Annotated in this window: 17 protein-coding genes and 2 tRNA genes; 12 read left to right on the plus strand and 7 right to left on the minus strand. The window is 39.9% G+C overall.

From position 1 onward, the window contains the following. Positions 1-1,871, plus strand: a 1,871-nt coding sequence (locus HMPREF3182_RS07815; RefSeq protein ID WP_206445532.1) for a YadA-like family protein, incomplete at its 5' end; no start/stop codon positions are given. Positions 1,872-2,394: 523 nt separating this feature from the next. Here HMPREF3182_RS07815 and rbr read toward each other — a convergent pair. From rbr to HMPREF3182_RS01780, 4 genes are all read right to left on the minus strand, one after another. Continuing rightward, positions 2,395-2,931, minus strand: coding sequence for a rubrerythrin (gene rbr, locus HMPREF3182_RS01765; protein ID WP_007393324.1), 537 nt, complete (start codon positions 2,929-2,931; stop codon positions 2,395-2,397). Between the two features lie 252 nt (positions 2,932-3,183). Beyond that, a complete protein-coding gene (locus HMPREF3182_RS01770) occupies positions 3,184-3,690 on the minus strand; it encodes a hypothetical protein (protein WP_062485185.1) in 507 nt (168 codons plus the stop codon). Beyond that, entirely contained in the window at positions 3,687-4,250 is a 564-nt protein-coding gene (locus tag HMPREF3182_RS01775; RefSeq protein ID WP_062485187.1) for a DUF1700 domain-containing protein, read from the minus strand. Before HMPREF3182_RS01775 ends, HMPREF3182_RS01770 begins: the two co-directional genes overlap by 4 nt. Continuing rightward, positions 4,237-4,542 (minus strand): hypothetical protein, encoded by a 306-nt coding sequence (locus HMPREF3182_RS01780; protein ID WP_007393337.1) that lies wholly within the window; start codon positions 4,540-4,542, stop codon positions 4,237-4,239. The genes HMPREF3182_RS01775 and HMPREF3182_RS01780 overlap by 14 nt, the downstream gene beginning before the upstream one ends. 187 nt (positions 4,543-4,729) lie before the next feature. On the opposite strand from HMPREF3182_RS01780, the gene HMPREF3182_RS01785 reads away from it, so the two are divergent. The 8 genes from HMPREF3182_RS01785 (at position 4,730) to purB (ending at position 12,465) form a co-directional block, all read left to right on the plus strand. Beyond that, positions 4,730-4,933: a DUF951 domain-containing protein gene (locus tag HMPREF3182_RS01785; protein WP_062485189.1), complete on the plus strand. Its 204-nt coding sequence runs from the start codon at positions 4,730-4,732 to the stop codon at positions 4,931-4,933. A gap of 109 nt (positions 4,934-5,042) precedes the next feature. Beyond that, a complete protein-coding gene (gene trmB / locus HMPREF3182_RS01790) occupies positions 5,043-5,717 on the plus strand; it encodes a tRNA (guanosine(46)-N7)-methyltransferase TrmB (protein ID WP_062485191.1) in 675 nt (224 codons plus the stop codon). Next, complete coding sequence (locus HMPREF3182_RS01795) at positions 5,701-6,963, plus strand: FtsW/RodA/SpoVE family cell cycle protein (RefSeq protein ID WP_062485193.1); 1,263 nt, start codon at positions 5,701-5,703, stop codon at positions 6,961-6,963. Before trmB ends, HMPREF3182_RS01795 begins: the two co-directional genes overlap by 17 nt. Before the next feature lie 12 nt (positions 6,964-6,975). Next, positions 6,976-8,244, plus strand: coding sequence for a uracil permease (gene uraA / locus HMPREF3182_RS01800; protein WP_062485194.1), 1,269 nt, complete (start codon positions 6,976-6,978; stop codon positions 8,242-8,244). A gap of 104 nt (positions 8,245-8,348) precedes the next feature. Further along, positions 8,349-9,458, plus strand: a complete 1,110-nt coding sequence (gene hydE / locus HMPREF3182_RS01805) for a [FeFe] hydrogenase H-cluster radical SAM maturase HydE (protein ID WP_062485196.1) — start codon at positions 8,349-8,351, stop codon at positions 9,456-9,458. Positions 9,459-9,536: 78 nt separating this feature from the next. Then, positions 9,537-9,613, plus strand: a tRNA-Arg gene (locus tag HMPREF3182_RS01810). Positions 9,614-9,906: 293 nt separating this feature from the next. After that, complete coding sequence (gene yedE, locus HMPREF3182_RS01815) at positions 9,907-10,989, plus strand: YedE family putative selenium transporter (protein ID WP_062485198.1); 1,083 nt, start codon at positions 9,907-9,909, stop codon at positions 10,987-10,989. Between the two features lie 183 nt (positions 10,990-11,172). After that, on the plus strand, positions 11,173-12,465 hold the full coding sequence (gene purB / locus HMPREF3182_RS01820) for an adenylosuccinate lyase (RefSeq protein ID WP_007393335.1): 1,293 nt from the start codon (positions 11,173-11,175) through the stop codon (positions 12,463-12,465). 43 nt (positions 12,466-12,508) lie between these two features. Here purB and HMPREF3182_RS01825 read toward each other — a convergent pair whose 3' ends face one another. Beyond that, positions 12,509-13,519, minus strand: a complete 1,011-nt coding sequence (locus HMPREF3182_RS01825) for a LacI family DNA-binding transcriptional regulator (protein ID WP_062485200.1) — start codon at positions 13,517-13,519, stop codon at positions 12,509-12,511. Between the two features lie 125 nt (positions 13,520-13,644). Here HMPREF3182_RS01825 and HMPREF3182_RS01830 point away from each other — a divergent pair, with 125 nt between their 5' ends. Together HMPREF3182_RS01830 and HMPREF3182_RS01835 are read left to right on the plus strand one after the other, a co-directional pair. Continuing rightward, positions 13,645-14,691 carry a nicotinate-nucleotide--dimethylbenzimidazole phosphoribosyltransferase gene (locus HMPREF3182_RS01830; protein WP_062485202.1) on the plus strand — a complete coding sequence of 349 codons (1,047 nt, stop codon included), beginning with the start codon at positions 13,645-13,647 and terminating at the stop codon, positions 14,689-14,691. Next, positions 14,678-14,881, plus strand: coding sequence for a toxin-antitoxin system antitoxin subunit (locus HMPREF3182_RS01835; RefSeq protein WP_235808624.1), 204 nt, complete (start codon positions 14,678-14,680; stop codon positions 14,879-14,881). Before HMPREF3182_RS01830 ends, HMPREF3182_RS01835 begins: the two co-directional genes overlap by 14 nt. A 1-nt stretch (position 14,882) precedes the next feature. Here HMPREF3182_RS01835 and HMPREF3182_RS07535 read toward each other — a convergent pair whose 3' ends face one another. Further along, on the minus strand, positions 14,883-15,878 hold the full coding sequence (locus HMPREF3182_RS07535) for a hypothetical protein (protein ID WP_156439301.1): 996 nt from the start codon (positions 15,876-15,878) through the stop codon (positions 14,883-14,885). A 48-nt stretch (positions 15,879-15,926) separates the two neighbouring features. Further along, positions 15,927-16,772 (minus strand): NYN domain-containing protein, encoded by an 846-nt coding sequence (locus HMPREF3182_RS01850; RefSeq protein ID WP_007392390.1) that lies wholly within the window; start codon positions 16,770-16,772, stop codon positions 15,927-15,929. A gap of 167 nt (positions 16,773-16,939) precedes the next feature. On the opposite strand from HMPREF3182_RS01850, the gene HMPREF3182_RS01855 reads away from it, so the two are divergent. Further along, positions 16,940-17,028 (plus strand) — tRNA-Ser (locus HMPREF3182_RS01855). Positions 17,029-17,230 lie beyond the last annotated feature (202 nt).

Genomic DNA, 17,230 nt, shown 5'->3' on the forward strand with positions numbered 1-17,230 from the left:
CGGCGGAAGGCAGCGTGCATTACTTGTCGGTGAATAGTTCTGAACAAGGAGCCGGATCCAACTATAAGAATGACGGTGCGAAAGCAAAAGACAGTATCGTACTGGGTGTACGTTCATCGTCGGAAGGTATCAACGGTGTGGTTGTCGGTAATGACAACAAGTTGACCGGTACAAAAAACGATCAAAACAACAGTGTCGTTATCGGTACCGGATTGAATGTAGACGGTGTACATAACATTGTTGTCGGTACCAACTATGAAAATTACGATCAAAAAGAAACGAAGGTAAAAGGTGCGCATAATACCGTTATCGGTAACGGAAATTTAGTCGGCTATACGGCTGTCAAAGATCCCGATGATGCGACAAAGTGGAAGTATACCGAGGTAAGTACAAGCGGAAGCGATGTAAATGTAGTTGTCGGAAGCTGCAATACGGCAAACGGCAGTAGTGTCGCAGTAGGTACAAGTCTGGAAGTGGAAAATTTAGGACGCGCTTTCGGTAGTGGTAATAAAGTTATCGGCAGTGATAACGGCGGCGGTCAATGGGGCTTGGCACTGGGCAGTAACAACACCGTCAAAGGTGAAATGGCCGTCAGTGTAGGTACCGGAACGAATGCATCAGGAGATTATACAGTTTCCATCGGTTCGGAAGCGAAAACGAATGCAACGAACAGTATAGCCATGGGATACAAGGCGGAAACGGTAGAAGGCTGGTCTGCAGCAATCGGCAGCGAAGCCCAAACGACAGGAACGGCAAGCACCGCCGTGGGCGGTTTGAGTGCCTCGGCAACGGTGGATTACGGTGCGGCATTCGGTTCTTACAGCGTGGCGCAAAGAGCAAGCGGTGTAGCAGGATACTTGGCAAACGGACAGACCGGTTCAGCATGGATATCCAGTTTGGGAGCCTTTTCAGTCGGCGATGATGTTAATGGTTATTCACGTCAGATTACGGGAGTTGCCGCCGGCAGTGAAGACACCGATGCGGTCAACGTGGCACAGCTTAAGGCGTTAGAAAAGAAATTGACTAAAGGCGGTTCAAATGTAGAAGTTCAAGGCGATGAAAATACGGGTATAGTTGTAGAAAAGAATCCGAAAGAAAATAAACCGAATCCGTCAACGGGCGGAACGACCCCGTCAACTGGCGGAACAACCCCGTCAACAGGCGGAACGACAACTACTCCGGCAGCTGAAAACAAGACTGTTTATAAAGTAAAACTCGACAAGAAAATTGATGTGGGACATATTTCTATAGACGGTACTGAAAATAAGGAAAATGCTGTTGTAGGCGATGTGAAGATAAACGGAGAAAAAGGGCATGGCACGGTGACGGGTCTTTCCAATACGACGTGGGATGAAAAACATGTTGTATCAGGTAGAGCCGCTACGGAAGATCAACTTCAGGCGGTTTCCCAAAAGAACCGGCAAGCTATTTCGGAATTAGGCACCCAGCTGGAACGCGGTACGGCATCAGCGGCGGCATTAGCTGCTTTGCATCCGCTGGAATTCGATCCCGCCGATAAATGGGATTTTGCTGTGGGATATAGTAATTATCGTAGTGCCAACACCTTCGCTTTTGGCGGGTTCTATCGACCGAATGAACGTACCCTTGTTTCCCTCGGCGGTACCTTCGGTGGCGAAAACATTGTCAATGTAGGTCTGTCCTTCAAAACGGGTAAAGGATCGGACGGTATCAGCACGTCACGCGTTGCAATGGCACGGGAAATACAGGCGCTGAAGTTGCAAAACAAACAGCAAGAAGAAAAAAGTCAACAACTGAAACAAGATAATCAGGCTATACGCAAGGAAAATCAAGAAATGAAAAAAGAAGTAGAATGGTTGAAAAGACAAGTGGCTAAGTTGCTGACTAAATAAGATATATGTAAAAAGAAAATGCCCTTTTGCGTAAATAGGTGAAGGGGTATTTCTTTTTTTCTTTTGTTGATATAAGCAGAGAAACAAAAAAGAGATATCGAATAATATTGATATCTCTTTTTTGTGGTTTCTGTGGGTGTTTATGGGGCAAGAAAATGATTCATCTTTTGTTTGAAGATAGTCTATTTATGATGTTGATAATATCCATAACCGATGGAACGGTGCCTTTAGTTGTTGCGAGCATAAGCACCAGGAGGTAAGCCTGCGAAGGCGGATGTTGAGGTAGTAATTGTTTGGGGATGTAATGACTATATTACTTAATAAAAATAACATAATTATTACCTTGTCATACTATCATAATATAGTATAATAGGGGCGTTAGTAGAGGAAAACATTAGATGCTTATTGAAAAAGTTACGAGTTGTGTATAGACTTATGTTAATAGACATATAATATATAGAGCTTTTATATAGACAAAAAAACGAGACGAATATATCGTCTCGTTAAGTTTGAAACTAAGGGATTAGTAATTATCTTCGTGAATTTCAAAAAATGATTGAGGCACGCTGCATACGGGACATATTTTGGGGGCTTCTTTGCCTTCATAAATAAATCCGCAGTTACGACAGATCCAGGTTTTGTCTTCGTCTTTTTTGAATACTTTTCCTGTTTTTACATTTTCGAGTAAGTCTAAATACCGTTGTTCGTGACGGTGTTCAATTTCGCCTACTTTTTCAAAGAGAAAAGCGATTTTATTAAACCCTTCTTCCCGTGCTTCTTTGGCAAAGGTCGGATACATATCTACTCGTTCGTAATGTTCGCCAGCAGCAGCATCAGCTAAATCGCTAATGGTATTTAATTCATCCTGGTGGAGTAGTTTAAACCAAAGTTGTGCATGGGCTTTTTCGTTACGAGCTGTTTCTTCAAATAGGGATTTAATTTGTTCATAACCTGATTTTCCAGCTACTTCTGCATAAAACGTGTATTTATTACGAGCTTGTGATTCACCGGCAAATGCGGCTTGTAAATTTTTTTCTGTTTTGCTTCCTTTTAATTCCATGATTCATACCTCCTGTATTATCCTTGTACATCTATATAATCATTATGTAAATAATATATGGGGAAGAGGAGTTCTGTTCCTCTTGACATGTTTAGTATAGCACAATGAAAATAAAATATCAATAGAAAATATCTTTTATTTAATAATTTATTTTTAAAGAGAATGATTATTAAAAACAAAATAAAGATATATTATAGTAAGATTCACTACAATATATCTTTATATAGGATTTTTATGGTATAGATGATTGGGTCAATCTATAGTATCTAAGTCACTATCGGGATCTTGCGGTGAAGGTGCAGTACGATGAGAAACGGTTGTTTTTGCTTTGCCGGGCCGTTGCGAATTTGTCAAAGATTCCATTTTTTTTGGTTGTTTGGGTTGGTCTGAAGGCGAGTCTGTATCGGGTGCAGGAGATGTTTTTTCTTTATCGTCGTCATCATTTGTATGGGTATAATCGTCACTTGATTCATCATAAAGAGAAAACTTGTTAGGCCGGGTTATTTCGTTGCGAATACCATATTTTTTAGATATACGTTGCTCTAATTCATCTGCTTGTGTAGGCAGCATTATTTTTAACCGTGATAACATTTCCTCCGGAGAAAGATGCCCTCGTTCTACATCACGTTGCATGACTTTACATTCTTGATAATATGATATCCAGCGTAATATATTAGGGTAATCAGTCATGTAAAATGAGATGACGGTTAAACTGGTAAAAAATAGAGAGATAATGAGTAATAAGAATGTCCGAATCATAAGAGCCTCCTTTTGCGTTTACGGCATGCGTAAGCTAGGGAGGAACCCGTAAAGCCGGCGAATAAAAAAGATAGCACTGCACCTATTAATGTGAATAATGATATTTTAGGTAAAGGTAACCATTCGCTCAGGCAATAGGGCGGGAGCATATTCCAAACGATCCCGAAGAGAATGGCGATACCTGTTAGGGTATAAAATAAACGAGCAATATACCTACCTAGGATACGCCCAACGATATTTCCGGAATGTTCTGAGGTAAAGCGTTGTGACTTGTCTGTAGATGGTGTCGTTTGATTATACGCATAAGGTGTAGTAGGTGGCGTATAAGGATTGACATAGGTTAATTGGGCATTTTCTTCAGGATTGATTTCTTCGCCCATATATAAGCGATAGATATTATGGGGATGACCTAGTTTTTGGCATATTTTTTCTTCAGAAATGCCCTTTTTTTTACCTTTGTTAAAGGCCTCTTCGCAATCAGCTAAAATTCCTTTTAGATCAGCTGGGTCACTATTGCGAAAATAGTGTCGTAATAAGTCTATAAATTCATTTTGTTTCATTTGTTCTCCTATTTTTTTCATTGATAAAAAAATGATATTTTTCGTGTGCAATGGCACCTTGTTGCCAAGCAAAAATGGATATACATAATATACCTACAAGTAGCAGTAAGAATATAGGAAATGAGCCGACTATGGGAATGTGTTGAATAGCTGCTAATGGTTTTGCTTTTATGGCGATACAATAGGCAAGCCAAAGTAGAAAACAAATCAGTAGTGCTGAACCAATGGTGCCGAGGGTATACCAAAACCAATGTGCATACGTACGCCATAATAAGCGTAATGAGATAAACATATGATAGGCACTCCTTCCATGGGAGAGAATATACTTATTATTCTATACTATCATAGTAAAAAAAGGTAAACAAGAGAGAGATGAAAAGAAAGTGCCATAAGTACTTGCATTTGCAGGGATAGGTAGTTTATCATAATGAATATAAGTGTTTTTATGTTGATGAGGTGTGGTGTAAGGGAGATAAGGTATGGAGAAGTTTATTCGTTATTATGTAGGGGATCGGGTGCAAATGAAAAAGTCGCATCCTTGCGGATCGCAAGAATGGGATGTCATGCGTATTGGGGTGGATTTTGTGATCCAGTGTTGTGGTTGTGGGCATCGGGTGATGTTAGCACGATCCAAATTTGAAAAAGCCGTGAAGAAGATTGTTTCGCGGAAGGACGTAGAATGAACGGGTAGGGTGTGGTAGTTGACACGCTTTTTTCTATTATTTATAATAAATGTAATAAGGCTGATTTCACATGAAATCAGCCTATTTTTGAGAGTGGAGGAGGAACGTAATGCGGTTGCGAAGAAAGCCTTGGATTGATCAGGCGATAACGGAATATGAGCATATTGTTCGATTGCAAGGTGGTGAGATGTATAAAGGTCATTGGCGTGAGTTGTTTGCTAATCCGACGTTACCTTTATGGGTTGAATTGGGGACAGGCAAGGGAAATTTTATTTCTCGCATGGCCCAGCTACATAAAGAGGTTAATTTTATCGGCATTGAAATTCAGTTAGGCGTCTTATATTATGCCGCTAAAAAGTGTGCTGATGTAGAGGCAACGAACGTGCAGTTATTGCGATTTGATGTGGCTTTTTTAGAAGAATTGTTTGCACCAGGGGAAGTGGATCGTTTTTTTATTAATTTTTGCGATCCTTGGCCTAAAAAACGGCACGCGAAAAGACGATTAACCCATCGTAGCTTTTTGGATAGATATGCTCGGTTGTTATCACCGCAAGGGCGGTTAGATTTCAAGTCGGATAATGAAGGGTTGTTTATTTTTTCCTTAGAAGAATTTCAGCAAAGGCAATGGAAGCTGACGGAAATTACGTATGATTTACATCATAGTAACATCCTTAATGAAGCGATGACGGAATATGAGGAAAAGTTTAGTGCTAAAGGGCAACCAATTTTTCATTGTGCTGCGTTTTGTCCATGCGAGGTGAGGACAGGTGAAGAGGAAAAGTAAGAGTAAGCGATTACAACAGTACTTTTTTTGGTTATTAGTTAGCTTTGCTTTGCTTATTGTTATTGGTACGGTGAATGTGTATAGTGCTACGTTTGTAACGGCACCAGGCAAGGTAAGTATGCATGGCTATTTGTATAAGCAGCTTGGTTTAATTGCTGGCGGAATTGTAGGCGGATTTTTTGCATATTATAGTAGTTATAAAAATATTCGTAGATTCGTAGGTGTTCTTATTATTGTTACGTTTATTTGCTTAGTTATTGTGCTTGGAGCGGGCGTTGTGGTTAAAGGTGCACGGCGTTGGATAGCGATAGCTGGTATTACCTTTCAACCATCAGAATTTGCCAAGATTACGGGAATTATTTTTTCCGCTAAGGTTATTGCACCGTCTTTAGATAAAGTGGAAAAAATACGTCTTATATGGATAAATAAAAAGAGCCATCATTGTAAAGGGTGGAAAAAATCACCTATTTTAGTACATCCTGCGATTATCTTGTCTTTTTCGATGGCTTTCTTTGTCATGATCCAACCCGATGCCGGCACGGCTATGGTTATTTTGGGGATTCCTATCTGCATGTTGTGGATTAGTGGTATGGTTGTGGGTATTAAAAAATCTCCTTTTTCGTTGGCCGCTTTCGTTGGGGGGATTATTTGCATTGCCGCGGCAATTGCTTCCGAAGGGTATCGCATGAAGCGGTTGGTTTCCTGGATTGATCCATGGAAATACCAAGCTACATTAGGGTATCAGGCAACGCAAAGTTTTATCGCTATTGGTTCGGGCGGTGTTTTTGGTCAAGGTGTGGGTAATGGGATTAGTAAATTTAATTATTTGCCTGAAGCCCATACGGACTTTGCCTTTGCTATTTTGGCACAAGAATGGGGGATTTTTGGCTCTATATTAGTGATTTCATTATTTGCAATTATTTTAATTTTGGGTTTTCGTATTGTTTTTTATTGTCGCGATTCATTTGGTAAATTGTTAGCTTTAGGGATTGTGTTGTATTTTTCTGGACAGGGGATTATTAATATTGGTATGAATTGTGGTATTTTTCCTGTTATTGGGGTACCTTTGCCATTTATTAGTTATGGCGGGACTTCGCTAGTGATGAATATTGTAATGGCTGCGTTGTTGCTAAATGTTTGTCATCAGAGTTATGAAGCGGAGTTGAAGCTTGAAAGGGAAGCCGTTAAGCCAGTTTTTACGTCTCTGCGGAGGGAAACCCAAAGCCGATTTATACCAGGAAAGTAAGGGGGAAATAGAATGGAAGAAAGACGTATTATTCATGTAGAAGAACGATTGCCTATATTACCGACCATTCCGTTGAGTTTGCAGCATTTATTTGCGATGTTTGGTTCAACTGTTTTAGTGCCATTTTTATTGCATGTGGATCCAGCTACGGCATTGTTTATGAATGGGATTGGCACACTTTTGTATTTATTTATTTGTAAATGGCGGTTACCGGCCTATTTAGGATCGAGTTTTGCTTTTATCTCGCCTGTGTTGGCGGTATGCTCCATACCTGGGATGACATACGGTGATGCACAAGGTGGATTTATTGTTTTCGGTATTTCTTTTATGATTTTAGCGCTTATCATTAATAAAGTAGGAACGGCATGGATTGATGTGTTGTTTCCGCCGGCGGCGATGGGAGCGATTGTTGCTATTATTGGGTTAGAGTTAGCTCCTTTGGCGATGACTATGTCGGGATATATTGGTACGGCACAAGGCATGAGTAATCATACAGCTATTATTATTTCGACATTTACACTTCTGATTACGATTATTACGAGCGTTGTTGGGCGTGGCTTTTTAGGTATTATCCCTATTTTGGTGGGAGTTGTAGCAGGGTATATTCTTTCGTATTTTATGGGCGTGGTGGATTTGTCAAAAGTAGCGAATACGCCTTGGTTTGCTTTCCCTACGTTTTATAAACCCTCTTTTCATCTGAGTGCGATTATGATGATTATGCCGGCTCTTTTTGTCGTATTAGCGGAGCATTTAGGGCATTTATTTGTGACGAGTGATATTGTTGGTAGGGATTTAATTAAAGATCCGGGGTTACATCGATCTTTATTTGCCGATGGGCTTTCTAATATGTTATCGGGGTTAGTAGGTTCTACTCCCAATACAACGTATGGTGAAAATATGGGCGTCATGGCGATTACCGGCGTGTATAGTACATGGGTTATTGGCGGCGCGGCTATCTTTGCTATTATTTTTTCTTTTGTAGGAAAAATTGCGGCGTTGATTCATGCTATTCCTGTACCTGTAATGGGTGGGGTATGCATTTTGTTATTTGGTTTTATTGCGGCTTCAGGATTGCGAATGTTAGTAGAAAAAAGGGTTGATTATACACATTCTAAGAATTTAATTTTGACGGCTGTAACGATGATTAGTGGCCTTAGTGGTGCGACTATTGTTTTGGGACCGGTGCAATTAAAAGGTATGGGGTTAGCTACGGTAGTTGCGATGTTGCTGAGTATTATCTTTTTGCTATTTAAACGTGCTAAGTGGCTTAATAATCATTAAATAAAAAAATGTGTTGACGGATTTTCTTAGAAAATCCGTCTTTTTTTTTTATGCTTAATGATATATCATAGTATTAGCAAAGCAGAAAAAAGCGAGGTGATGATATGTCGGGGGTAGAACATGTATTAAACCACAATCATTTTACTAAAGAAGATGTAATGACCTTATTAGCACTTACGGATCCGGAAGAATGCAAAGCGTTATATGATGCAGCTTATGCAGTCAAGGCAAGGCAAGTAGGAGCTGTGGTTTATTATAGAGGTCTGATTGAATTTTCTAATCGGTGTATTAAGAATTGTAAGTATTGTGGTATTCGCAAGGATAATACACAGGTAGAACGATTTGATACGGAACGTAAGGATATTTTGGCAATGGCAAAATGGACGTATGATAATCAATATGGTTCCATTACGTTGCAATCGGGAGAACGACAAGATCCGGCATTCATCACATATATAGAGGGGTTAATTCGTGATATTAAGGCATTGAGCAACGATGAATTGGGAATTACCTTATGCGTAGGGGAACAAGATGAAGAAACCTATCAACGGTGGTTTGAGGCAGGGGCACATCGCTATTTGTTGCGGATTGAAACGAGTAATCCTTCCTTATATGCTACCTTGCATCCTCAAGATGGTCATCATGAATGGTTACGGCGTAAAGATTGTCTTATGATGTTAAGACGCATTGGCTATCAAGTTGGTACGGGGGTGATGATTGGTTTGCCGGGACAAACGATAGAGGATTTAGCGGAAGATATTATTTTTTATCGTGATTTTGATATTGATATGATTGGAATGGGACCCTATGTGGTACATCATGATACCCCGATTGGTCAATATGTATTGAAAACAGGGTTGGATTCAGAAAAAGAAAAAGAACGACGGTTCCGTTTGGGGCTTAATATGATTGCGGTGACGCGGTTATTTTTACCGGATGTCAATATTGCCGCTACCACGGCGTTACAGGCGTTACATCCGTTAGGTCGGGAATTGGGGTTAAAGGCGGGGGCGAATGTCTTGATGCCTATTGTTACGTTACCTAAATTTCGTTCGCAGTATTTGTTATATGATAATAAACCTTGCGTGGAAGATAAGCCAGACCAATGTCGGCATTGTTTGAATGCACGGGTGGCATCTGTTGGAGATGTTGTAGGCTTTGGCAAGTGGGGTGACTCACCACATTATTTTCATAAACAGAAGGTATCTCCCTGATGAGTGATGGATAAGGAAGAGACTATCTCTTTCTTTTTTCCCTTGAATGTGATATGATACTAACGCATACTTTCTTATGCGCCCATAGCTCAGCTGGATAGAGCAGCAGTTTCCTAAACTGCGTGTCGGATGTTCAAGTCATCTTGGGCGCACCATTTGCACGCAAACCGATAAGGATCTATATCCTTATCGGTTTTTTGCATTCTTTGCATTCTTTATTGAAGGGAGGATAAGTAAAAAAATAATAAAAACAACATAAAACATAATATATTAAAGAGAATGTAACAACCTTGTATAAAATGTTGCAAATAAATGAATAATGAAAATAAATTTTATCATCTTAAAGTATACCTAAAAGGTGATTTACATTTATAAATGATAGGCATATAATACAAGTGTAATCGGGAACCGACACCTACGTTTGTTATGAATGAAAGGGGGAAGTACAATGGACGTAGAAAATAAAAAAATTTGTGTCATTGTTAGTGGTCTTATTATTGGTATTATTGCTACGATTTTAGTTACATTAGGAAATCCCGCAAATATGGGATTGGATAGCATTAGTTTTTTACGAGATACGATGGGGGCATTAGGATTTCATCAAACTGCTGGTGCTCAGTATATTCGCCCTGAATTGATTGGCTTGGTTTGGGGTGCACTTATTTTGGCTGTTTTGCGTAAACAATATCATGCACGTGGCGGCTCTGCTCCGTTAGTTCGTTTTGTTGTAGGCTTTTTTGTAGCTATCGGTGCTATGGTCTTTATGGGGGATCCATTCCGGATGCTTATGCGTATCGGCGGTGGTGACTGGGCTGCTATTGTTGGCTTGGTTGGTTTTATTGTTGGTGCTGCTATTGGGGCATATTTCTTGAATCGAGGCTTTACGTTGCCCGCTGTTCAGGAAGTAAATGTATTAGAAAGTGCATTTATGCCTATTTTAAAAATTGTTTTATTGATTTTGTTGCTGGTCGCACCGACATTTATCGTATTTTCTTCGGGCGAAGATATTGGCGCTATTCATGCTAGTATTATTATTTCCCTTATCGGTGGACTTATTATTGGTGCCATTGCACAACAAATGCGTTTTTGCTTTGCCAATACGTTTAGAAGCCTGTTTTTAGAAAAGAATGTAACGATGCTTTTAGGTTGGATTGGTGTATTAGTAGCGATATTCATTGTAAATGGTATCACTCATCAATTTCATAGTGGCGTAGATATGCAACCATTTGCTAATACGGATGCATTGTGGAATTTCTTAGGTATGGTATTAGTCGGATGGGGTTGTATCCTTATTGGTGGGGATCCTATTCGTCAATTGGTTCGTTCTGGTGAAGGGGATACGGATGCAGCTATTACCGTTATCGGTATGGCTACAGGTGCTGCTTTATCGGAAAACTTTGCTTTATCTTCTACCGTAAGCGGAGCCACTCCGACTGGTCAGATTGCTGTGATTATTGGCATTATTGTAGTTCTCATTATTTCAGGATATTACAGTTGCAAAACATGCCGTACACCGCATCAAGAAGGATAGTGTTCATCGCAACTAAATCATCGGTTTTCGATAGTAATAATAGTTGATATGAAAAAAGGATAAGGTTATGTAGACCTTATCCTTTTTTGTAGTTGTAAATTTTGACTATCGAAATAAAATAGAATGGAGTATAATAAAAAACGAAGTATTTATATCAATAGACTGGCAAAGGAGAGATTTACAGTGATTGAACGGTATACCCGAGAAGAAATGGGACGCATCTGGACAGAGGAACATGAATGGAACACGTTAAAGGAAGTTGAAATATTGGCGAGTGAAGCACAAGCAGAACTGGGCAATATTCCACAACAAGCAGCAGAAGAAATTCGTGAAAAAGCAGCTTTTTCTGTGGCACGTATTCATGAAATTGAAGCAGAAACACATCATGATATTGCAGCGTTTGTTTCTGTGCTCTCTGAAAATATAGGTGCATCTGGTAAATATGTTCATTTGGGGTTGACCTCTACGGACGTTAAAGATACTGCATTAGGTGTAATGTTAAAACAAGCTTCGGATGTATTGTTGGAAGATTTAGAAGCGTTTCGTCAAGTGTTACGTCGCCGTGCGGTAGAATTTAAATATACACCTTGTATTGGGCGGACACATGGGATACATGCAGAAGCAACTACATTTGGGTTGAAGTTATGTAATTGGTTAGCTGAAATTGAACGTGATATTGAACGTATGAAACGGGCAAAGGAAACGATTGCTGTAGGGAAAATTTCAGGTGCCGTAGGTACGTATGCCGATATTGATCCCTTTGTTGAAACGTATGTATGTCGTAAACTAGGGATTGCATCTGCCTTGATTTCATCACAGACGTTACAGCGTGATAGACATGCAGAATTTTTAACAACGTTGGCTGTTATTGCCAGCTCTATTGATAAATTCGCTACGGAAATTCGCCATTTACAGCGTACGGAAGTACGAGAAGCAGAAGAATATTTTAGTCCGAAACAAAAAGGTTCGTCTATTATGCCGCATAAACGAAATCCGATTACGTGTGAACGCATGTGTGGCTTGGCACGGCTGATTCGTGGTTACGCCCAGGCGGCATTGGAAGATGTGGCTTTGTGGCATGAACGGGATATTTCGCATTCTTCGGTAGAGCGGGTTATATTACCGGATAGTACGATTGCTTTAGATTATATGCTAACTACCTTTACGCGGGTTGTCGATAAGCTATTAGTATATCCGGAGAAGATGGAAGCTGATTTGAATTTGACGGGCGGATTAATTTATAGTCCGATTTTGTTAAATACGTTAGTAGAACATGGAGCTGTACGGGAACAAGCCTATCGTTGGGTACAACGGAATGCTATGAAACGTTGGATTGATGGGGAAGATTTTTTGGAAAATTTAAAGAAAGATCCTGATATTGCTACGGTAATGAATAATGATGAAATCGAAGCATGCTTTGATGTGCATAAAATGTTGCAGCATGTTGATTTGATTTTCTCTCGTTTTGGGTTATAAATAAGGGTATAAAAAAAGTCCTCATCGTAATGAGGACTTTTTTTTATGGCGAAGAGTTTCGCAGTATTTTTTTCCCTTCTATATAATAAACGGTAGGATTTGGTTGTTTCTTTTCGATTAATTCTACCGCCAGGCGTAAGCAAGTAGCCCCTATTTCGTCCATGGGAATTTCAATACGTGATAGGGAAGGAATGGCATAATCATTTACGGCAGGCGTATTGATTCCCATGGTAAATACTTCCAGTTCTTGAGGTATGGCAATGCCTAATTCATGGCAGGCATAGAGTACACCGTGTGCGAGTACATCGGATTCGCAGAAAATAGCACGGGGTAAGGTGTTGGTTTCGTATAATTGTTGTATGAGATGAACCGCACTACGTGCGTGCGTATCACAGCGTAGAATTTGTGTGGGGGCAAGGGGATGACCGGCTTGGCGAAAGGTTTGGAGAAAGCCACGTGTCCAATGCTTCATAATGGGAAGATTCGCATTATGTGTTACAATAGCAGCATGATAGAGTCCTTTTTGGAGAAAGTGATGTGCTACTTTACAGCCTAAACCGTAATTATCCATGGTTACACTACTATAATAAGGAGATTCCCGATTGAAGAGTACGACTGGGTATTGAAGTTTACATCGATCCAAATATTGCATGTCTTTATCTGATGTGTTGGCAATGATAATACTGTTGAAAAATTCATTTTGCAAGGTCGATAATTGTTCGTGTAAATGATCAACCGCATATGGAACGACTGTTAAATGGACTACTTTATGTTGTTTTAAAATTTCTTGCTGAATACCTAAGGTAATGCGGGCAAGATAATGAATACGAAAGTCTGTTGCCCAATAAAAGGCAATGGCATAATGACCGGTGCTAGCGGCTCGTAATTTTTTTGCCGATTGATTGGGAACATAATGAAGTTGTTCGGCAATGGTTAAAATCTTTTTTTGCGTAGGGCATGAAATTTTACGTTCTTCGCCCTTTCCATTCAAGACGATGGATACAGTGGCAATAGAAACGCCTGCTTCACGGGCGATATCTTTTATTGTAGACATGAAAACCTCCTTGTACATTTATATTTTGACATAAAAATCAAGGATTTTCAATTATTTATGATGGGTATGTATAGATTGATGTATTATAGGTGAGATATGATACAATTATGTAAAGGAGGGATGGAATGAAAGCGGAAGAAAGACGGATCCGAGCATGGCTGGATAGTTTAGCTAAGCCAAGAGGCAGTTTGGGAATTTGGGAAAGACAAGTTGAAAAAGTGTTATTAGTGTGGCGAGATAAATCGCACGAATTATCGCCTAAGCACATTATCTTTGCTGCCGATAATGGGGTTGTTCGTGCTGGCGTGGTTTCCCAGTTAGCGGAAGTTACATATGTACAAAGTCGACATATGTTAGCTGGTACGGCAGCGGTTGCTTGCTTTTGTCGGTGTAATAATATTTCGTATGAAGTGGTGGATGTAGGCATTGCTCATCCGCAGGAAGTGGGTGTTGGTCGTAAGATTGCTCAAGGAACGCACGATTTTTCGTTACAACCGGCAATGAGTAAAGGCGAGGTGGAACGGGCACTGCATGTGGGAGCGGAGCGGGTACGAGTAGCACAGCAAGAAGGATATAATTTGCTTTCTTTTGGGGAAATGGGTATAGGTAATACCACGACTTCAGCAGCCGTACTAGGTGCATTGGTACCGCAAGAAATAGATACGATTGTAGGGTATGGGGCGTCGCAGGGAAATTATGGATTAGTGCTTAAAAAGAAAAAGATTATTGTCCAAGCGTTGCAACGATATCAGTCGGAAATGCATGGAATAGAGGATATATTACGCTGTGTAGGTGGATTTGATATAGCCGCATTGACGGGAGCTATGTTAGCTTGTGCGACTGCAGGCATTCCTTTTTTTATTGATGGCTTTATTACAGCGGTGGCGTTAGCTTGTGCAGTTTCAATTAATGCGTCTGTACGCGATGTTGCTTTGTTATCGCATATTTCGCGAGAACCGGGTATGTCGGCGGCGTTACGGTATAGTGGAATGGATATATATGAGGCACCTTTACAGGGAGAATTAGCTTTAGGTGAAGGAACGGGTGCTATCTTAGCTGTTATTTTGTTGCGTACGGTTTTATATACCGTTTTTCATATGGGGAGCATGGAAACGCTTAATCAAGAAGCACGGAAGATACATCAGCAAAGGAGGCGTGATGAAGATGGATGAAACGATAAGAAAAGAGGCGATTGCTATTTTTAATCGTCTTGGTTTGAGTGAGGAAGAGGCGATAGAGCTATTTTATAAACGCACTATTTATGCAGGAAAAATGCCCTTTGATGCCAGCAAGGGGGCAACCAAAGGACAAGTAAAGAAAAAACGTATGAATGAACGCTTTGCTGAATGGGATGCATTTTAAGTTATGGTGGTGGTGCATCTAATTGTGTATAAGGGATAAAGCCTACTTTGTTTTTGTAATCCCCATCGAGGATACGAACAGGAATAAAGTGTATATGGGTGATATCACCTAAGATATAAGCGTGTGCTGTAAAAGCAAAAATTAAAATTTGCTTATGTTGTGCCATAGCACGTATTTTTTCGGTATTGTTTTCTTTTGCCGCGGTTAAAAAAGGCTCGATGTCTTTTTCGTTGGGGATAATATATGTACCGGGGGTAATCGTATAAATGACATCTTTTTGAAAAGACCCCGGTGGGGTGCCAATGGTACGTGATAAAGAATAGGCCTGCCAATCAATGGGACGCTCTTGAATATGGCGATAGATGTAGTAGGAAACAATCAATAGAAAGGTACAAAAATAGATCATTCCCGTGTAGGCCGGTTTTGTTGTGGCGGAGGTTTCTTTTGCAGTGATTGGTCGCGGTGTCGTTGGAAAATGACGAGGGAGATTTTTTATGGTTACAGGATAGTGGCGGGTAAACCAATACAAACTTTTTAGACAGACGATGGCACAACTAGCAGGGTGATCTAAATCAACGGATAGTTGTAAGGTATGTGCGATAGTGGCAAAAGAATAATTTCCGGGTGTACTTAGATATGCCATGGCCAAGTGTTTTATATCGCAACAATAGGATGGAAAAATAAAGGAACGCCCACTGAATTCATAATTGATTTTTAATAGGGGATAGTAATAGTGTATGTCGTATATGATGAGCCAGCTCTGTTGAAGCAGAGGGGCTATTTTTTCATCCCAAATATCCGCAAAATGGGTAGGGGGATCTGTTTGGGGATGGAAGGTGAGTACCGGATAGGAGGTCATAGGTGCGAGTGTTTCTTTCTTTTCACAAGTGACGAAGGCAAGTTGGGATATCGCTATTGGTTTGGTCGCATCGCACCTTACATGGAGTGCGAGTAGCCCGTTTGATGGGGGAGTCGGGGGAACCGAAAACAGCTTCATGAGTAATTTCCTTTCTACATAAAAAAAGTACTCCCGTGGGAGCACTTTTTATTTATCGCGCGTGTGTATGAATGGAGTGCGCCCCTTTGAGTGGGGGACAATATGACTTTTTAGTTTAAAATAATTGTGTTTTACGGTCTTGTTTTTATCATCCGTAATCGTATTTACTTCAAATAATCCAAGTGATTCAATAAAGGGAACAAATTTTTTAAAACCAAAATTACGAACATCGAAATCGGAAAATTGTTTGTTTAATAAATTGCCTAATGTTCCTGAAAAAATCCAACCGGTGTCATCGGAATTTTCTTCTGTTAATTTAATTAAGGCTTGTTTAATAGTCGAGCAATCTTTGCCGGGAGTTTTATCTGGCGATGCGGTGTGGTGTTGTGCCTTATGAAATAGTTCTTCCGTATCAGGCAGTGTTTCATGGCCGGTACATTCCGGGTCATCTCCCGCTTCTTCTAATAGTACATCAAGGTATAAGAATTTATTACATGCAGAAATAAACGAACGAGGCGTTTTACTTTCGCCCATACCTAAGACATATTTTTGTGATTCGCGTAGACGAGAAGCTAAACGTGTAAAATCACTATCTGATGATACGATGCAAAATCCATCTAAATTATTTTTATATAATAAATCCATCGTATCGATAATTAAGGCCGAATCAGATGAGTTTTTACGAATAGTATTACTGTATTGTTGTACAGGTTGAATGGCATTATCTAAAATTGTATTGCGCCAAGAGGCCATCTGAGGAGTTGTCCAATTTCCGTAAATACGTTTGTAAATGACATCACCTAAATTATTGGCTTCTGATAAAATAAGGTCAATGTATTTACTGGAAATATTCTCCGCATCGATGACTACGGCTAACTTCATTTCTTGATTCATATATATATCCTCCTTTTTTTATTGTAGCATTGACATTATAAAAAATAAAGAAGATATCCTGATATCAAACGTATTATAAACAAAAAAAGTGGAGCAATGGGGGGTTAAAAGACACGTTGCGTAATGCTTGACGAGTATACATCACTTTGATATACTAAATTAGCTATGGAAAGGTGTCCGAGTGGTTTAAGGAGCTAGTCTTGAAAACTAGTGATGCGGCAACGCACCGTGGGTTCGAATCCCACCCTTTCCGCCATATTCCTTTAGCGTTTAAAAAATAAATTCGCATGAGTTCGTTTAAGACTATCACTGTATAGTTGAAGAATGGTTATTGTCATATGAACGCATATAAGTTCGTATGGTTGCCCTATTAAAAAATGCAATAGGGCAAAAAAATACATTCCATTAGGCGGGCGATGTTCGCAGTTGTACGATATCGTTTCGGGTTGATTTACAGT

This window comes from Megasphaera hutchinsoni (genome assembly GCF_001553405.1).
Lineage (GTDB): Bacteria > Bacillota > Negativicutes > Veillonellales > Megasphaeraceae > Megasphaera > Megasphaera hutchinsoni.